12 protein-coding genes are annotated in these 14,797 nt (G+C 57.0%); 7 read left to right on the plus strand and 5 right to left on the minus strand.

What is annotated here, in order from left to right; all coding sequences use genetic code 11:
- Positions 1–290: 290 nt before the first annotated feature.
- The gene (ppa, locus tag EBL_RS17160) at positions 291–818 is read left to right on the plus strand and encodes an inorganic diphosphatase (protein ID WP_002441675.1); all 528 of its coding nucleotides are present in this window, start codon (positions 291–293) and stop codon (positions 816–818) included.
- Positions 819–898: 80 nt separating this feature from the next.
- On the opposite strand, the gene EBL_RS17165 is transcribed toward ppa, so the two are convergent.
- Genes EBL_RS17165 through tamA form a run of 3 tightly spaced genes read right to left on the minus strand, consistent with a single transcriptional unit; the run spans position 899 to position 6,761 of the window.
- The gene (locus EBL_RS17165; RefSeq protein WP_002441673.1) at positions 899–1,246 is read right to left on the minus strand and encodes a gamma-glutamylcyclotransferase family protein; all 348 of its coding nucleotides are present in this window, start codon (positions 1,244–1,246) and stop codon (positions 899–901) included.
- A 2-nt stretch (positions 1,247–1,248) separates the two neighbouring features.
- Positions 1,249–5,031 (minus strand): autotransporter assembly complex protein TamB, encoded by a 3,783-nt coding sequence (tamB, locus tag EBL_RS17170; RefSeq protein WP_002441671.1) that lies wholly within the window; start codon positions 5,029–5,031, stop codon positions 1,249–1,251.
- Positions 5,028–6,761 (minus strand): autotransporter assembly complex protein TamA, encoded by a 1,734-nt coding sequence (tamA, locus tag EBL_RS17175; RefSeq protein WP_002441668.1) that lies wholly within the window; start codon positions 6,759–6,761, stop codon positions 5,028–5,030. Before tamA ends, tamB begins: the two co-directional genes overlap by 4 nt.
- Before the next feature lie 313 nt (positions 6,762–7,074).
- Between tamA and msrA the strand changes: the two genes are divergently transcribed.
- Together msrA and paeA are read left to right on the plus strand one after the other, a co-directional pair.
- Complete coding sequence (gene msrA, locus EBL_RS17180; protein ID WP_002441666.1) at positions 7,075–7,719, plus strand: peptide-methionine (S)-S-oxide reductase MsrA; 645 nt, start codon at positions 7,075–7,077, stop codon at positions 7,717–7,719.
- Positions 7,720–7,990: 271 nt separating this feature from the next.
- Complete coding sequence (paeA, locus tag EBL_RS17185; RefSeq protein ID WP_002441664.1) at positions 7,991–9,334, plus strand: polyamine export protein PaeA; 1,344 nt, start codon at positions 7,991–7,993, stop codon at positions 9,332–9,334.
- Positions 9,335–10,020: 686 nt separating this feature from the next.
- Here paeA and EBL_RS17190 read toward each other — a convergent pair.
- Positions 10,021–10,227 carry a DUF1107 domain-containing protein gene (locus tag EBL_RS17190; RefSeq protein ID WP_002441662.1) on the minus strand — a complete coding sequence of 69 codons (207 nt, stop codon included), beginning with the start codon at positions 10,225–10,227 and terminating at the stop codon, positions 10,021–10,023.
- A gap of 432 nt (positions 10,228–10,659) precedes the next feature.
- Between EBL_RS17190 and EBL_RS17195 the strand changes: the two genes are divergently transcribed.
- Positions 10,660–11,214 carry a YtfJ family protein gene (locus EBL_RS17195; RefSeq protein ID WP_002441659.1) on the plus strand — a complete coding sequence of 185 codons (555 nt, stop codon included), beginning with the start codon at positions 10,660–10,662 and terminating at the stop codon, positions 11,212–11,214.
- 5 nt (positions 11,215–11,219) lie between these two features.
- Here the strand turns inward: EBL_RS17195 and cysQ are convergent, their stop codons facing one another.
- Positions 11,220–11,960, minus strand: coding sequence for a 3'(2'),5'-bisphosphate nucleotidase CysQ (gene cysQ / locus EBL_RS17200; RefSeq protein ID WP_002441657.1), 741 nt, complete (start codon positions 11,958–11,960; stop codon positions 11,220–11,222).
- A 227-nt stretch (positions 11,961–12,187) separates the two neighbouring features.
- Here cysQ and EBL_RS17205 point away from each other — a divergent pair, with 227 nt between their 5' ends.
- The 3 genes from EBL_RS17205 to ytfE all read left to right on the plus strand — a co-directional run bounded on the left by EBL_RS17205 (position 12,188) and on the right by ytfE (position 14,796).
- Positions 12,188–13,012 (plus strand): AraC family transcriptional regulator, encoded by an 825-nt coding sequence (locus EBL_RS17205; protein WP_002441655.1) that lies wholly within the window; start codon positions 12,188–12,190, stop codon positions 13,010–13,012.
- Positions 13,013–13,087: 75 nt separating this feature from the next.
- Positions 13,088–14,077 (plus strand): DMT family transporter, encoded by a 990-nt coding sequence (locus EBL_RS17210; RefSeq protein ID WP_164558555.1) that lies wholly within the window; start codon positions 13,088–13,090, stop codon positions 14,075–14,077.
- Positions 14,078–14,133: 56 nt separating this feature from the next.
- Positions 14,134–14,796: an iron-sulfur cluster repair protein YtfE gene (gene ytfE / locus EBL_RS17215; protein ID WP_002441650.1), complete on the plus strand. Its 663-nt coding sequence runs from the start codon at positions 14,134–14,136 to the stop codon at positions 14,794–14,796.
- Position 14,797 lies beyond the last annotated feature (1 nt).

Genomic DNA, 14,797 nt, shown 5'->3' on the forward strand with positions numbered 1-14,797 from the left:
TAATGTTACTAAAATTCCCCCATCATACCCGGCCGCAGAGCCGCACCGGCACGGCCCGCCGGGGATGGACAAACGGGCTGTTTTTTATGGAGATTTCAGGTAATAGCCTGTGGATGTAATCGCTTCCACATTTTTATATAAAATACGCCTGGAGATATGGATTTTCAGGCTACGCGACAACCGGCTGACACCGGTACTGACGCGGCCTGAAGCGAAAACAGGCAAAGACATTCCGACGCAGTTAGCTATAATAGCCGCCACTTGTTTGCATTTAGTTAAAGGAAACAGACATGAGCTTACTCAACGTACCAGCCGGTAAAGATCTGCCGGAAGATATCTACGTCGTCATCGAGATCCCGGCCAATGCCGATCCTATCAAATATGAAGTGGATAAAGAGAGCGGCGCGCTGTTTGTAGACCGTTTCATGTCCACCGCCATGTTCTATCCGTGCAACTATGGCTATATCAACCACACCCTCTCTCTGGACGGTGATCCGGTTGATGTGCTGGTCCCGACCCCGTACCCGCTGCAGCCGGGCTCCGTGGTGCGTTGCCGCCCGGTTGGCGTGCTGAAAATGACCGACGAATCCGGTGAAGATGCGAAAGTTGTCGCGGTGCCGCACACCAAACTCAGCAAAGAATATGACCATATCAAAGATGTGAGCGACCTGCCGGAACTGCTGAAAGCGCAGATCGGCCACTTCTTTGAGCACTACAAAGATCTGGAAAAAGGCAAATGGGTTAAAGTTGAAGGCTGGGCAGATGCCGAAGCCGCTAAAGCTGAGATCGTTGCCTCTTTCGAACGCGCTAAGAAGTAATTTCCCGGCGTCTCAGAACAAAAAACCCTGCCACTGCGGCAGGGTTTTTTTATTTATCACAGACAATCCCGACCGACCGGTCAGAGATACTGTTCCCGATCCAGCCAGTCGCCGCTTTCAATACGCGTCAGCCCTTCGACCGACCGCTCATAGACGTACATCCACGCGCTGCCGTAAGGAGTCTGGATCAGATGGCGAGAATACTCGCCAGCCGTGGTACGCAACGCATCCAGCTCGGACAAGGTGGCGGCGTCAACCCGGTATACCTCACCGGTCACAACACCGTCACCCGGCACGGCGCCAGGGTAATGGCCAATGGAGTACAGCACATAATTCTCAACACTGTGCGCGCCCAGAAGCAGGGCGTTTGTCATCCAGTGGCTGTTGCCTTGTTTGCGTCGTAAACTGCCGTAGACAAATATTCGCATTGCTAAAACTCAAATCGATAGAGCAAATCAAGTGCCTGATCAACACCAGACACCGCTTCCAGATACAGTTTAGGCATCAGCCGGTAACGCAGGGTGAGCGTTGCCAGAGAATCAAAGATACCCACGCCGTATTTCACCTGCAAACCCGGGAGTACGTAACCACTCACTACCACTTGTGAAGAGTCCCCCACACCCTGGGTATCCAGCGCCAGATTACTGATGCCGAACGTTTCCCCGATTTTACCCACAACCTGACCACTTTGTGCAAGCCCCATACCGATAAGCATAGATGTCATGGCGGAGCTGTCACTCTGGCTGCTGTCCAGCCCCTGGCCGCGCAGCAGATAAGAGAGCGCCGCCTGCTGAGACATGGCCGGATCCGAGAAGACCTCCGCCTTCGGCTGATCGGCCGGGCCGGTCACCCGGATCCCTGCGGTTACGTCGTCTTCGGTGGCATCCGGGTTACGGATGGCCTCAATATTCAGAATCGGCTGATCCGGCGGGCCGGAGAACAGCAGCTCACCTTTACGGACAATCAGATCCTGGCCGTAAGCATGGAAGCGGCCAGACGGAATATTAATCTGCCCGTTCAGGCCCAGCCCCTGCTGATCCTGCACCACTTTCAGGTCACCCGTCAGGCGGGCTTTCAGCCCGAAGGCTTCCAGGCGCACATTGTTACCGACGTGGATATTCAGGTTGCTGTTGATAGGGATCCCGGCACTCTGGGCTTTTTCCGGTTTCAGGTTTTTATCCAGCATCACCTCATCGCCGGAGACCCCCACCGCACTGGCTGGCACATCATGCACCACGATCCGCGCCCAGGGCACATCCACATTACCATCCAGTAAAAACAGCTTCGGTGTCGCCTCAAACACCACATCCGGCGAGACATCCACCCGCACCATGGGCGGAATCGTCACCCGCACTTTGGTGCCTTTCGCCGCAATACGGGCGCGCCAGTTGTCCAGCTGGCTCCAGTCCGCGTTACCGCTCAGGTTGATATACCCCTGCTGCGTCACAATCTGGCCGTTAAGCACCGAGCTCATGCCGTTAAAACGCATGGCGACCTGGCTGCCGGACTGCATATCAAACGGCATAAAGTTACCGTCAATATCCAGCCCGGTGAGGCGCAGATCCCCGAACAGCTGGGGCCGCTCCACATTACCGCCAAGGGTCAGATTCGCGTTCAGCATCCCCTGGGCCTTCTCCCCCCGGGAGAAGACAGGGTTAATCATCGCCAGCGAGAAATTACGCATATTCACATTACCGGCCAGACCACGGCGGTTTTCCGGGTCCGAAACCTGGATATCGCCATCCAGCTGACCATTGTTGGTCAGGCGGACCAGCCAGCCCAGGCGTGCGCGGTTGTTTTTCAGCTCCGCGCTGAGGTTCAGGGTATCAAAGCCTATCGGCAGCGCCGCGCCGTTCACATCCTGGGTCACCTTCACGCCGCGCCCGTCCAGGCTAACGCTCCCCTGGGGCAGACCCGGCCCGGTGGTGTCCCACTTCACATCCGCTTTGCCGCTGAACACCCCGGCAGCCTGGGTCGTCTCGGGCATAAAGGTTTTCAGCATCGCCAGGTCAAAGCGGTTAAGGTTAATCGCCGCGTGGCCTTTTGCGCCTGCTTCAATCGTCTGCGGCACGCACAGCTCCGCATTGGGGTTTACCCAGCAATGGGGGCCAATGGCAACAGACTGTAATGCGTTACGGTAATCCAGGCTGACCGCCCCGCGCTGGGACCAGGGGCCCACCGGGGTGGCGAAACGGGTGTTGGTCAACTGCCCGCGCCAGCGCTCTTCTTTACGGGAGAAGCTGCCGCTCAGATCCAGCTGGCCGGAAACCGGCTCCCCCTGGATACGCAGCGCCAGCTGGTGATGCTGCTCGTTGCCTTTGGCATCCAGCGCCACCAGGCCAATATTCACCCCTGGCTGGGCAATACGCTCAACCCGCAGGTTAAGCGCCCCGGCGATTTGCTCGCTGGAGGTCACATCCCCTTTCAGTACCACACTGGAGACTGACAGCTCCTGCCAGCGCAGGTTGCTGGCCGTGACATCCGCCAGCAGCTGCGGCGCGTCAACGTTGCCGCGCACCTTGATAAGCCCTTTCGCGGTGCCGCCTAACCCCGGCAGCGCATTATTCAGGCCCGGCGCATCAATGGTGGCATCCAGGTTAAGTGCCTTAACCCCCAGCTCCCCTTTGATATCCGCCATATTCCGGCCCAGCGCCACATGCAGCCCGGGAATTTTCCACTGCATATAGCTGTTGCCCTTCGCCTGGCCTTCCACTTTCACGGCATTTTCTTTTACGTTACCGTGCAGCTGAATTTTCGGGATCTCCATCTGCCAGCTGCCGCCGTACAGGCTGCCCCGGGTCTGGATAATCCCGTCCAGTTTTGAAGGCCACTGGGGGTATTGTTTCGCGGTGTTAATGCCATTCAGGCTCAGCTCGCCGCGCCAGCTAATGGCCTGCTGCCAGTCCAGCAGCGCCTGCAGATCCACATGGCCCTGCAGGGTAGCCAGGCTGAGCTTATCAAGGCTGAGCTGCCGGGCATTGCCTTTCCCGTTAAGGGTGATATCTGTTGCGGGGATCTGCTCCCCTTTTACCGCCCCGCGCACCGACAGCGTGTAGTCGGTGGCTTTACCGGTCAGTTTCAGCGCCAGATTATCGGCCTGGAACTGGCGGCTACCGGTCAGCGGCCAGTAGAGCTGCTTACTGAGCACTTCCAGATTCAGCGGCAGGCCCGGTGTGGCCAGCTCGGTGGTGGCGTGCAGCTGTACATCGACGGGTCCGGAGAGATTCACCCCCACTTTTAGCTTGTCGCGCAGGGCACCGGTCACCTGCATTTTGATCTTCTCGCCTTTTACTGCGTCCAGATTCAGGGCGCTGTTCAGGGTAATATCGACCGGCCAGTTATCGCGCAGCTCCGCCTTACCGGTGGCGTTCACGCTCCCGGCGGTGGAGTCAATATCCAGCGCATCAAGGTGCATCAGCCCGTCGACACTGCTGACTTTGAGCAGCATATCTTTCACGGTGACATCCGTATCCCCGGTCAGGCGCAGCTGTTTACCCCGGAAAGCTTCCACCGTCAGATTCACCGGAATATGCACGTCGGCAATCTCCGGCAGCAGCGGTTTGGCAAACAGCTGTTTCAGGGTCTCGCCAAGCGGCGGTTCGTCGGGTTCTGGCTCGGTAACTTTGGGCTTGACCACCTGCTCTTCGGCAACTTTTGCCACCTTCGGCAGGGCAATCAGTAGCCCGGAAATGGTCGTGGGTTTGAGCACCATATTGCGCTCTTCCCAGCTCATCGCCGTGGAGAAATCCAGCAGCGAGATCGCGGTATCGTCAATTTTTACACTGACATTATTCAGGGTGACCTGGCTGAGGCTAATAGGATACGGGGTGCTGAGATTCAGCGGGCCGCTGTCCTCTTCGGGCTCCGGCGGCGGGGACGGCGGCATTTTGCTGCTGTCGATAGCCACGCTGACATCCTTCAGGCCAAGGGCGTTGACACAAAAGCTACTGCGCTTCAGGCAGCCCAGCCCCACCGAAAGGTGCAGTTCACCGGCATTTACCGCCACACCCGGCTGCTGGTAAGTGACCCCTTTGAGGGTCAGATCCTTCCAGCCCCCCGTCACGCTGCGGATATCCAGCCCCGGCACCCAGCGGTTCGCCGCATTAAACAGCATATGCAGCCCGGTCGTGGTCCCGACCAGAAATCCCACCGCGCCGATGATAACCACCAGCAGCACGAACAGAGCGAGGATTATTTTCTTCCATAAACTCATAATTCTGGCCCCAGTCCAATGTAAAACTGTACCCCGTGCTGGTCTTTATCACCGACGGGGGCGGCAAAGTCGAGCTTGACCGGCCCGACCGGCGACTGCCAGCGTACCCCGACACCGGCACCGGTTTTAATGTCGCTGCGTTTAATGTCGTTCACCGCCTCTCCGGAGTCGACAAAGACCGCGCCCCACCATTTACCGGTCACGTTGTACTGGTATTCCACCGAGCCGGTCGCCAGTTTTGAGGCACCGGTCAGCTTGCCGCTGCTGTCTTCCGGGGAGATTTTTTTATAGTCGTAACCACGAATACTGCGATCGCCCCCGGCAAAAAAGCGCAGATCCGGCGGAACCTTGTCGAAGTCATTGGTTTCGATCCAGCCCAGGTTGCCGCGCAGTACAAAGCGGTGTTTTTCCGCCAGGGTGCGGATCCAGACGTTCTGGGCCTGAATAACGGCAAAATCCACATCAGATCCCCAGCCCGTGTCAGAGACATCCAGCGAATAGCGCTGTGAATCCCCCCAGGTGGGCATCAGCCCCCCACGGGAGCGGGTGCGGCTTAAGCTGACCCCCGGATAAAACAGCATGGTGGTGTTGGTCACTTCACCCTGGGTAAAGTGGCTGAGGCTCCAGCGCATATTGATTGCCCGCTGCCAGCCGCTGGACATCTCCCAGTAACGGGAGGCCGCAAAGGTGGTGGAGTCGGATTTGGTGTCGTTCAGGTCGGTGTTTTTATAGCCGCCCTGCAGCAAGTAATACTGTTCCAGCGGGCTTTTCAGCAGCGGTACTTTGTAGCTGAAATCGAGGATCTGCTCCGGGGAGGAGATACTGATGCTGGATGTCAGACTGTGCCCGTAAGAGTTCACCCAGGGCTTGTTCCAGGTGGTCGTCAGCCGGGGCCCCACATCCGTGGAGTAGCCAATACCGGTTTCAATGGAGTTTTCCGTGCGCGGGCTCATCACCCCGTGCAGCGGCAGCACTTTGGTTTTACGGGATTTATCAAACTCCGGGGCCACCACGACTGAGTTAAACCAGCCGGTGGCAGACAGCCTGCGGTTCAGCTCGCCCAGATCGGCGGAGGTGTAATAATCCCCGCGTTTAAACGGCACCAGCGCCTGGAGATACTCTTCGCGGATTTGCGAGCCTTCAAAGGTCACCTCGCCGAAGCGGTAGCGCTCGCCGCTGTCGTAGTCGATATCCCAGAACGCCTGGTGGCGATCGAGGGAGACCCCCAACTGGTGTTTTTTAAACTCACCGTCAAAGTACCCTTTGTGCAGGGTAACGCTGGTTATCTCTTTCTTGAAACTATCGTAATCGCCGTGATTGAGCACAGAGCCTATCTTCGGGCGTTTTTTCAGCAGGTTCAGGTAGTCTTTATCGGTCTGGGCACCGCCACGGAACACCACGTCCGTGCCGCCAATCAGCACAGGCTGGCCCGGCGAGACTTTCGCCACCAGCACCTGGCGGCCTTTTGCCGGCGGCGGACGCAGTTCAAAATCGATCTGCGGTTCGTAATAGCCCAGCGCCTTCAGCCCTTCGCGGATGGCATCATCAACGCGTGCGCGAAAGCGGCGATCGGGGGTCACCTCATCGCTTTCAATCGTGGACAACTGGGCCCTGACATTCTTTTTCAGCTCGCCGGATAACCCCTCCAGCTGTAAGCGAATATTGGCCGCATTTGCCACCCCGCTTGCCAGACACAGGCCAGCAATACATAGCATTCGTAGTTGTGGCACGTCTTCTCCTGAATCCCTCGTCAAAATAAAACCAATGCCGCCGCCCGCGGCTAACAATCACCCTGAGTGGGTTGAAAAACACAATGCAATTGCAATATTTTTAATACAAAATGGCAACAAACCCACAATACGCCACGTTTGTTGCAGCGTAAGGAAACCATAAGTTTAGCGGTTTCGTCATAAATCTTCGTTTTTCTGTAGCAAATTCGCCAGATTACCGGCAATGCGCGCGTTATTGTCTGCAAATACGCCGGGGGTTACAACCTGAGAGCCGGTATCTGGCCGTTTTCTTTTCACCGGGAGAAGTGCATTAATGAAAATGTTCGATAAATCGCAGCTGATCAGCAGCGCATCCGCCCTGCCGGGCCGCAATACCCCCATGCCCGTCGCCACCCTGAACGTGGTCAGCCAGCACTCCATGACCCACATCCCGGAAGGTATGGCGGTGGCCCTGTTCGCGATGGGGTGCTTCTGGGGCGTTGAACGCCTGTTCTGGCAACAGCCGGGGGTCTACAGCACCGCGGCGGGCTATACCGGCGGTTATACCCCCAACCCCACCTACCGCGAAGTGTGCTCCGGCCAGACCGGCCACGCAGAAGCGGTGCGGGTGGTCTTTGACCCCGCGGTTATCAGTTACCGCCAGTTATTGCAGCTGTTCTGGGAAAACCACGATCCGGCCCAGGGCATGAGCCAGGGTAACGATCAGGGCACACAGTACCGCTCCGCCATTTATACCACCAGCCCGGAGCAGGAAAGCGCCGCCCGGGAGAGCCTGGCGCGCTTTCAGCAGGCCATGGCAGACGCCGGAGACCACCGGGTCATCACCACTGAAATCGCCAGCGCCACGCCATTTTATTATGCAGAAGATGAACACCAGCAATATCTGCATAAGAACCCGGGTGGGTACTGCAATCTCGGCGGTACGGGTATCTGCCTGCCACCGCAATCGCGTGGATAAGCGGCTATTTTCATTGCCGCCCGGCGGTTTCCCCGGCACAGGACGGAGTAAACAGCCGTAATAATAAGCATAATCAGCAGGCCGTAATGCTAATGTCTGATTTAATGGCATTTATCTCTGGCCAGCTGCCCTTTGCTGGCAGCCTGATATCTGATTACGCTATACTAGTGCGGAAATTGGCCGGTCCATCATCTTCGGGCTGGCCGTTAATTTTGTCATACAAAATATCAACTTCCCTTCCGAGGCTCTGGCCATAACGGCCGGATAAAATATGTTAAACAGTATATTAGTTATACTTAGTCTGATTGCTATCAGTGCGTTCTTTTCGATCTCTGAGATCTCGCTGGCCGCCTCCCGTAAAATTAAACTTAAACTGCTGGCGGATGAGGGCGACATCAATGCACAACGGGTGCTCAAAATGCAGGAGAACCCGGGCACATTTTTTACCGTGGTGCAGATTGGCCTCAACGCGGTGGCTATCCTCGGTGGTATCGTCGGTGATGCGGCGTTTTCTCCGCTCTTTCGCGATATTCTGCTTAAGGTCGCCTCGCCAGAGCTGGCGGAGCAACTGAGCTTTATCCTCTCCTTCTCTCTGGTCACCGGGATGTTTATCCTGTTTGCCGACTTAACCCCGAAACGCATCGGTATGGTAGCGCCTGAAGCGGTCGCTTTACGTATCATCAACCCGATGCGCTTCTGCCTGCTGGTGTTCCGCCCGCTGGTCTGGTTCTTTAACGGGCTGGCCAATATGATTTTCCGTCTCTTCAAACTGCCAATGGAGCGCAAAGACGATATTACGTCTGACGATATCTACGCCGTTGTTGAGGCCGGGGCCCTTGCCGGTGTGCTGCGCAAGCAGGAGCATGAGCTGATTGAAAACGTCTTTGAGCTGGAGTCGCGCACGGTGCCCTCTTCCATGACCTCGCGGGAGAACATCGTCTGGTTCGACTTGCAGGAAGATGAGCAGAGCCTGAAAAACAAAATCGCCGATCACCCCCACTCCAAATTCCTGGTGTGTAAAGACGATATCGACCACATCATCGGTTATGTGGACTCTAAAGAGTTACTGAACCGGGTGCTGGGCAACCAGAGCCTGGCCCTGAACAGCGGTGTCCATATCCGCAGCGCACTGATGGTGCCCGACACGCTGACCTTGTCTGAAGCCCTGGAGAGCTTTAAATCCGCCGGGGAAGATTTCGCGGTTATCATGAACGAGTACGCGCTGGTGGTGGGGATCATTACACTTAACGACGTGATGACCACCCTGATGGGGGATCTGGTCGGCATGGGCACGGAAGATCAGATTGTCGCCCGTGACGAAAACTCCTGGCTGGTAGAGGGCGGCACCCCGATTGATGACGTGATGCGCGTCCTGGACATTGACGAGTTCCCGCAGTCTGACAACTATGAAACCATCGGTGGTTTTATGATGTTTATGCTGCGCAAAATCCCGAAACGCACGGATTTCGTTAAGTTTTCCGGGTATAAGTTTGAGGTGGTGGATATCGATAACTTCCGTATCGATCAGCTACTGGTGACCCGGCTGGAAAGCCGCCCGATTGCGCTGGCCCCCAAGCTGGCAGACCCGGCGACACCACAGCCTGAGGCGGAATAATCCCTGTGGGGCGGTGATTCACCGCCCTTTTTTATTGTTCATCACATTTAAGCGTGGCGGCTGAAGCCTTTTCCCAAAAGGTGGTTTGTGAGAATAGCGATTCGCAGGCGCTTCAGGTTCGGATATATGAACGCCCGGTGAACGGGTTCCGCTCCCCGACGATGGGCACTCATATGTTGTGTACGGAACCTGGTCGCGTTCCAGGAGGGGGGGCCGGCCCCCTCCTGGAGACCTCGCCGGCCCGCGGTCAATCGCCGCTGCGCGGTTCGCTGCAACTCCGGCTTGCTCTGGCGGACCAGTCAGGATTATTCGCCTCATCCATGAGGCTCACCCCTCCGGGGCCAGCGCAAGCGCTGTTTAACATTGTTCCTGACAATGTTATGCGGCATCCATGCCTCAGCCTTCCTTCTGGCTGCCATCCTGGCAGCCAGTCCTTGAGCTGCACCTGCGTTTCCGCCGATTGCCTTTATGCGGGGGTTTAACACCCTCGCGGCCATTAACTGACATTCAGCGGCATTTCAGCCGCTGAAACCGTGCTGTTGTACCGCAGGGGTTTTCCTGTCCCCCGCGATGAACTTTTTTATGGGCGTCATCCGGGCATTAAAAAGCCTGAGACGGTATAACCGGCTCAGGCTACTTACGCGCGATAACGCAAAGGGCTCTCTTGCACACCGCGAGTCTGCGGGTTAACCCATATCTGTCTGCAGACGCAGAACCTGGCGGTTAACTTCAGACATCACCGACAAATGCAGTTTATCTTTCACCTTCGGAATGAGGATTCTGCCCTTGTCAAACTCAAACGCGCCAACGTCCTTGATATACAACCGTCCACGAAACAGGATTTTCACGTACTTTGCCACCTGAAGGGGATTGTAACGCTGGAAAATTTTCATTCTTTTCAACTCCTGCTAGTCATACGCCTCAGCTGAACCACAATCGGCCAATCCATATAAGACGTAAAAAATACCCGTCACATTTCAAACAGAGCCAGTTGTTGCCGGATATCCCTCAGAAGTAGTCCTTTCTTCTGCTGGAGGCCCCATTCTGCCGCTCAAAATCGCCTCTGGGTTTTCTGAGGCGATAGAACTATAGCTGAATTATCAAATATCGCCAGCATATATAACTTTTTTTACCGTTTCATTACAATCATTCAGAGTTTTCTTTTCAGTTCCTGAGCCAGCAAAGTATAACGAGTCGAATTAATCCTAATGTGTGCGGTTGGCCGCAATCTGGCATCACCATTGCGTGAAAAGTCACAAAACCCACTTATTCTTATTCAGTAACCATCTGGTCCGATCACTACGACAAGAATAATGGAGCGCTCTATGACCCTGCGACATCTGATAACCCTGGCGGCCCTGCTCTTCCCGCTGGCGGTCTCTGCCCATGATTTTACTGAAAACCAGCGTGTCCCCCCGGTGGGCATTGCCGATAAAGGCGAGCTGCTGCTGGATAACGGCAACTTTAGCTACCGTCCCTGGAACAGCGCCCAGCTGGCGGGAAAAGTGCGGGTTATCCAGCACATTGCCGGGCGCTCTTCGGCCAAAGAAGAGAATGCCGCGCTGATTGAAGCCATCAAAAGTGCTCAGCTTCCCCATGATCGCTACCAGACCACCACCATCGTCAACACTGACGATGCCATTATGGGCACCGGGATGTTCGTGCGCAGCAGTATAGAGGGCAGTAAGAAGCAGTATCCGTGGTCGCAATTTATTGTCGACAGCCAGGGGGTGGCGAAGCAGAAATGGCAGCTGAAATCCGGCGGCTCGGCCATCGTGGTGCTGGACAACAGCGGCCGGGTGCAGTTTGTTAAAGACGGCCCGCTGAGCGGGCCGGAGGTGCAGCAGGTCATGACGCTGCTGCGCAAGCTACTTCACTGAGTGGCCTAGAAAACCGACACTCTGAACCCGGGGTTAAGGAACGACTCCCGGGGGGTATAGTCCAGGGTCCGGCCCTGCCAGTCATGGACCTGCGCCCCGGCCGCAACGGCAACCGCGTGCCCTGCGGCCGTATCCCACACGCAGGTAGGCCCGAAGCGCGGGTAGAGTTGCGCTTCCCCCTCCGCCACCAGGCAGAACTTCAGCGATGAACCCACCGAAACGGTCTGGTGATCGCCAAGCTCGGCCAGATAGTCGTTAAGCTCATCATCCATATGGGAGCGGCTCACCACCACCAGCGGCGGGCGGCCATCCCGGGCTTTGATCGATTTGCGTATTCCGCACTCTTCTTTCCAGGCTTTGCCGTTCTCAGCGCTGTACATCACTTTTTTGACCGGCGCATATACCACCCCCAGCACCGGCTTACCCCGCTCGATCAGGGCAATATTGACCGTAAACTCGCCGTTGTGTTTGAGGAACTCCTTAGTGCCATCCAGCGGATCAACCAGCCAGTAGCGCTGCCAGTGCTGGCGCTCATCCCAGGGCTGGGGCGCCTCTTCGGACAGGACAGGAATGTCCGGGGTCAGCATTTGCAGGCCACGTAAAATCACCTGATGCGCGGCAATATCCGCCGCCGTTACGGGTGAGTCATCCGCTTTGCGGGTGGCATCCAGCGGTTGTTCCCCCTGGTAGACCTGCATAATCGCATCACCCGCGTCCCGGGCCAGCTGGCAAATTTGTTCTAACATCGCATACCTCACCTTCAGGAGCAGAAACCCCGTAAAATTAAAGGGTAACCTTTTGTTTTTTCATAACGGTTTTATAACGCACCGCGCCTGTTTCTGCTATCAGTAAACCTGCCGCCGGGCACAATACCCCCTGTGGCACTATTATTTTACCGGGCAATGGTCTGGTTAAATTAAGTGTAGCTAAAAGCTGTTCTATAATGGAGGCGCTGATTCCCCGGAGGTGTGCTGTGCAGGGTGTCCCTGAAGAATTTACCGATACGCGTGATCGCGCCCAGTTCCGGCACCTGGCGGACATTCCCGGCGTGGAGCTTTACCACGCGCATATCTCCCGCTACGCCTTCGAACCCCATACCCATGAAGCATTTGGCATTGGCGCGATTGAATCCGGCGCTGAGCGCTTTCGCTACCGGGGTAGCCAGCATATTGCCCCGTCAGACTCGCTGGTGTTAATGAACCCGGATGAGCTGCACACCGGGCAGGCTGAAACCACCGACGGCTGGCGCTACCGGATGATTTATCTGGAGCCACAGCTACTCAGCGGCCTGGCCGGTAGCCAGAACTGGTGGTTTAACGAAGTGGTCCGCTACGATCCGCTGCGCGCCCGCCGGGTGGGCGCACTGATTTTTACCCTCTGGCACAGCCAGGAGGCGCTGCAACAGCACGGGCTGCTGCTGGAGCTGCTTGATACCGTGCGCCCGTACAGCCCGGGAAACAGCCCGCGCCAGCCCCATGCCAGCCCGCGCTTTACCCGGGTACGCGACTATCTGCACGATAACTACATGCACAGCATCACCCTTGATGAGCTGGCGGCCCTGCTCTCCCTGACCCCCTGGCACTTTCAGCGCCAGTTCAAACAGCAGTTTCACGCCACCCCGCACCAGATGCTGATGGCCATTCGCCTGTGGCGGGCTAAGCAGTTCCTTACCCGGGGAATGCCTGCCGCAGAAGTCGCCGCTGCCTGCGGGCTGAGCGATCAGTCCCACCTCACCCGTGCGTTTACCCGCCGCTATGGCATTACCCCGGTGCGCTACCAGAAGCAAGTCACCCGTTAAAAGCGCAAGCTGGTACAAGACACGCCCCGGCTTCGCCACCACAATGCAGGCTTCTGACGAGTGAGGTTAAACATGTTGTTATCAGGTGTGGGCTACGCCCTGCTGGCGGGGCTGATGTGGGGGCTGATTTTTGTCGGCCCGCTGATTGTGCCGGAATACCCGGCGCTGCTGCAGTCATTCGGGCGCTATCTGGCTCTGGGGCTCATCGCACTGCCTATTGGCTGGCTGGGGCGTAAGCGCCTGAAGCAACTGAGCCTCAGCGACTGGTTTACCGCCCTTAAGCTCTCCACGGTGGGGAATATTGTCTATTACCTGTGCCTTGCCAGCGCCATTCAGCGCACCGGTGCCCCCATCTCCACCATGATCATTGGCACCCTGCCGGTGGTTATCCCGGTGTGCGCGAATCTGGTCTACACCCGGCGCGACGGTCAGCTGCCCTGGGGGCGCCTGCTCCCGGCGCTGGTTATTATGTTGCTGGGGCTGGTGCTGGTTAACAGCGCGGAGCTGCGCCAGGGGGGGCCGGGCTTTTCCTGGTGGCGCTATCTGAGCGGTATTGCGCTGGCGCTGGTGTCCGTTGCCAGCTGGGCGTGGTACGCCCTGCGTAATGGCCGCTGGCTGCGGGAAAACCCGGACAAAAACCCGCTGATGTGGGCCACCGCCCAGGGGCTGGTTATTCTGCCCTTCTCGCTGCTGGGATATGCCCTGAGCTGCCTGTGGCTGGGCCACAGCACGCCGGACTTTGCGCTGCCTTTTGGCCCGCGCCCGGCAGTGTTTATTGTGCTGATGCTGGCCATTGCCGTGCTGTGCTCGTGGCTGGGAAACCTGTGCTGGAATATTGCCAGCCAGCGCCTGCCAACCGTGCTGGTGGGGCCGCTTATCGTCTTTGAAACTCTGGCGGGCCTGCTGTATGCCTTTTTACTGCGCCACCAGATGCCCCCGCTGATGACCCTGTGCGGCATCGGCTGCCTGATTGCTGGCGTGGTGATTGCCGTGCGGGTGAAACCCCGGCCGGTACAGGCGCTGGTGGTGCCCGCAGAAAAGCCCTGTAACTCAAAAGGGGTATAGCTTTTTTATAAGATGCATTTAAAATACATCTTATACTTTTTGATGAGGCAACCACCATGGCATTTCGCGAACAGGCTTTAGGGGAACTGGCATTAACTATTCCGCGCGCGTCTGCGCTGTTTCGTAAATACGATCTGGATTACTGCTGCGGCGGTAAGCTGACCCTGGAGAAAGCGGCAAACCGCAAATCCCTGGATCTCGACGCTCTGGAAGCACAGCTGGCCGAGCTGGCAAAAACCCAGCCGGAAAAAGACTGGCGCGCCGCGCCGCTGGCTGAAATCATCGACCATATTATTGTCCGCTACCACGACCGCCACCGCGAACAGCTGCCGGAGCTGATTATCCAGGCCAGCAAAGTGGAGCGGGTACACGCGGCAAAACCCAGTGTGCCCCGTGGGCTGGCAAAATACCTGACGCAGCTCCATGAAGAGCTCAGCAGCCATATGATGAAAGAAGAGCAGATCCTGTTCCCGATGATCAAACAGGGCATGGGCGCTCACGCCACCGGGCCGATTAGCGTCATGGAAAGCGAGCACGACGAAGCCGGTGAACTGCTGGAAGTTATCAAACACGTGACCGACAACGTCACGCCGCCGCCGGAGGCCTGCACCACCTGGAAAGCGCTGTATATGGGGATCAACGAGATGATCGACGATCTGATGAACCACATCAGCCTCGAAAATAACGTGCTGTTCCCGCGTGCCCTGGCCGGTGAATAAC

Source organism: Shimwellia blattae DSM 4481 = NBRC 105725, from assembly GCF_000262305.1.
In the GTDB taxonomy this organism is placed as follows: Bacteria; Pseudomonadota; Gammaproteobacteria; order Enterobacterales; family Enterobacteriaceae; genus Shimwellia; species Shimwellia blattae.

Coding starts and splice junctions, on each gene's coding strand:
- ppa (WP_002441675.1), top strand. CDS start 291: ATGAGCTTACTCAACGTACCAGCCGGTAAAGATCTGCCGGAAGATATC.
- EBL_RS17165 (WP_002441673.1), bottom strand. CDS start 1,246: ATGCGAATATTTGTCTACGGCAGTTTACGACGCAAACAAGGCAACAGC.
- tamB (WP_002441671.1), bottom strand. CDS start 5,031: ATGAGTTTATGGAAGAAAATAATCCTCGCTCTGTTCGTGCTGCTGGTG.
- msrA (WP_002441666.1), top strand. CDS start 7,075: ATGAAAATGTTCGATAAATCGCAGCTGATCAGCAGCGCATCCGCCCTG.
- paeA (WP_002441664.1), top strand. CDS start 7,991: ATGTTAAACAGTATATTAGTTATACTTAGTCTGATTGCTATCAGTGCG.
- EBL_RS17190 (WP_002441662.1), bottom strand. CDS start 10,227: ATGAAAATTTTCCAGCGTTACAATCCCCTTCAGGTGGCAAAGTACGTG.
- EBL_RS17195 (WP_002441659.1), top strand. CDS start 10,660: ATGACCCTGCGACATCTGATAACCCTGGCGGCCCTGCTCTTCCCGCTG.
- cysQ (WP_002441657.1), bottom strand. CDS start 11,960: ATGTTAGAACAAATTTGCCAGCTGGCCCGGGACGCGGGTGATGCGATT.
- ytfE (WP_002441650.1), top strand. CDS start 14,134: ATGGCATTTCGCGAACAGGCTTTAGGGGAACTGGCATTAACTATTCCG.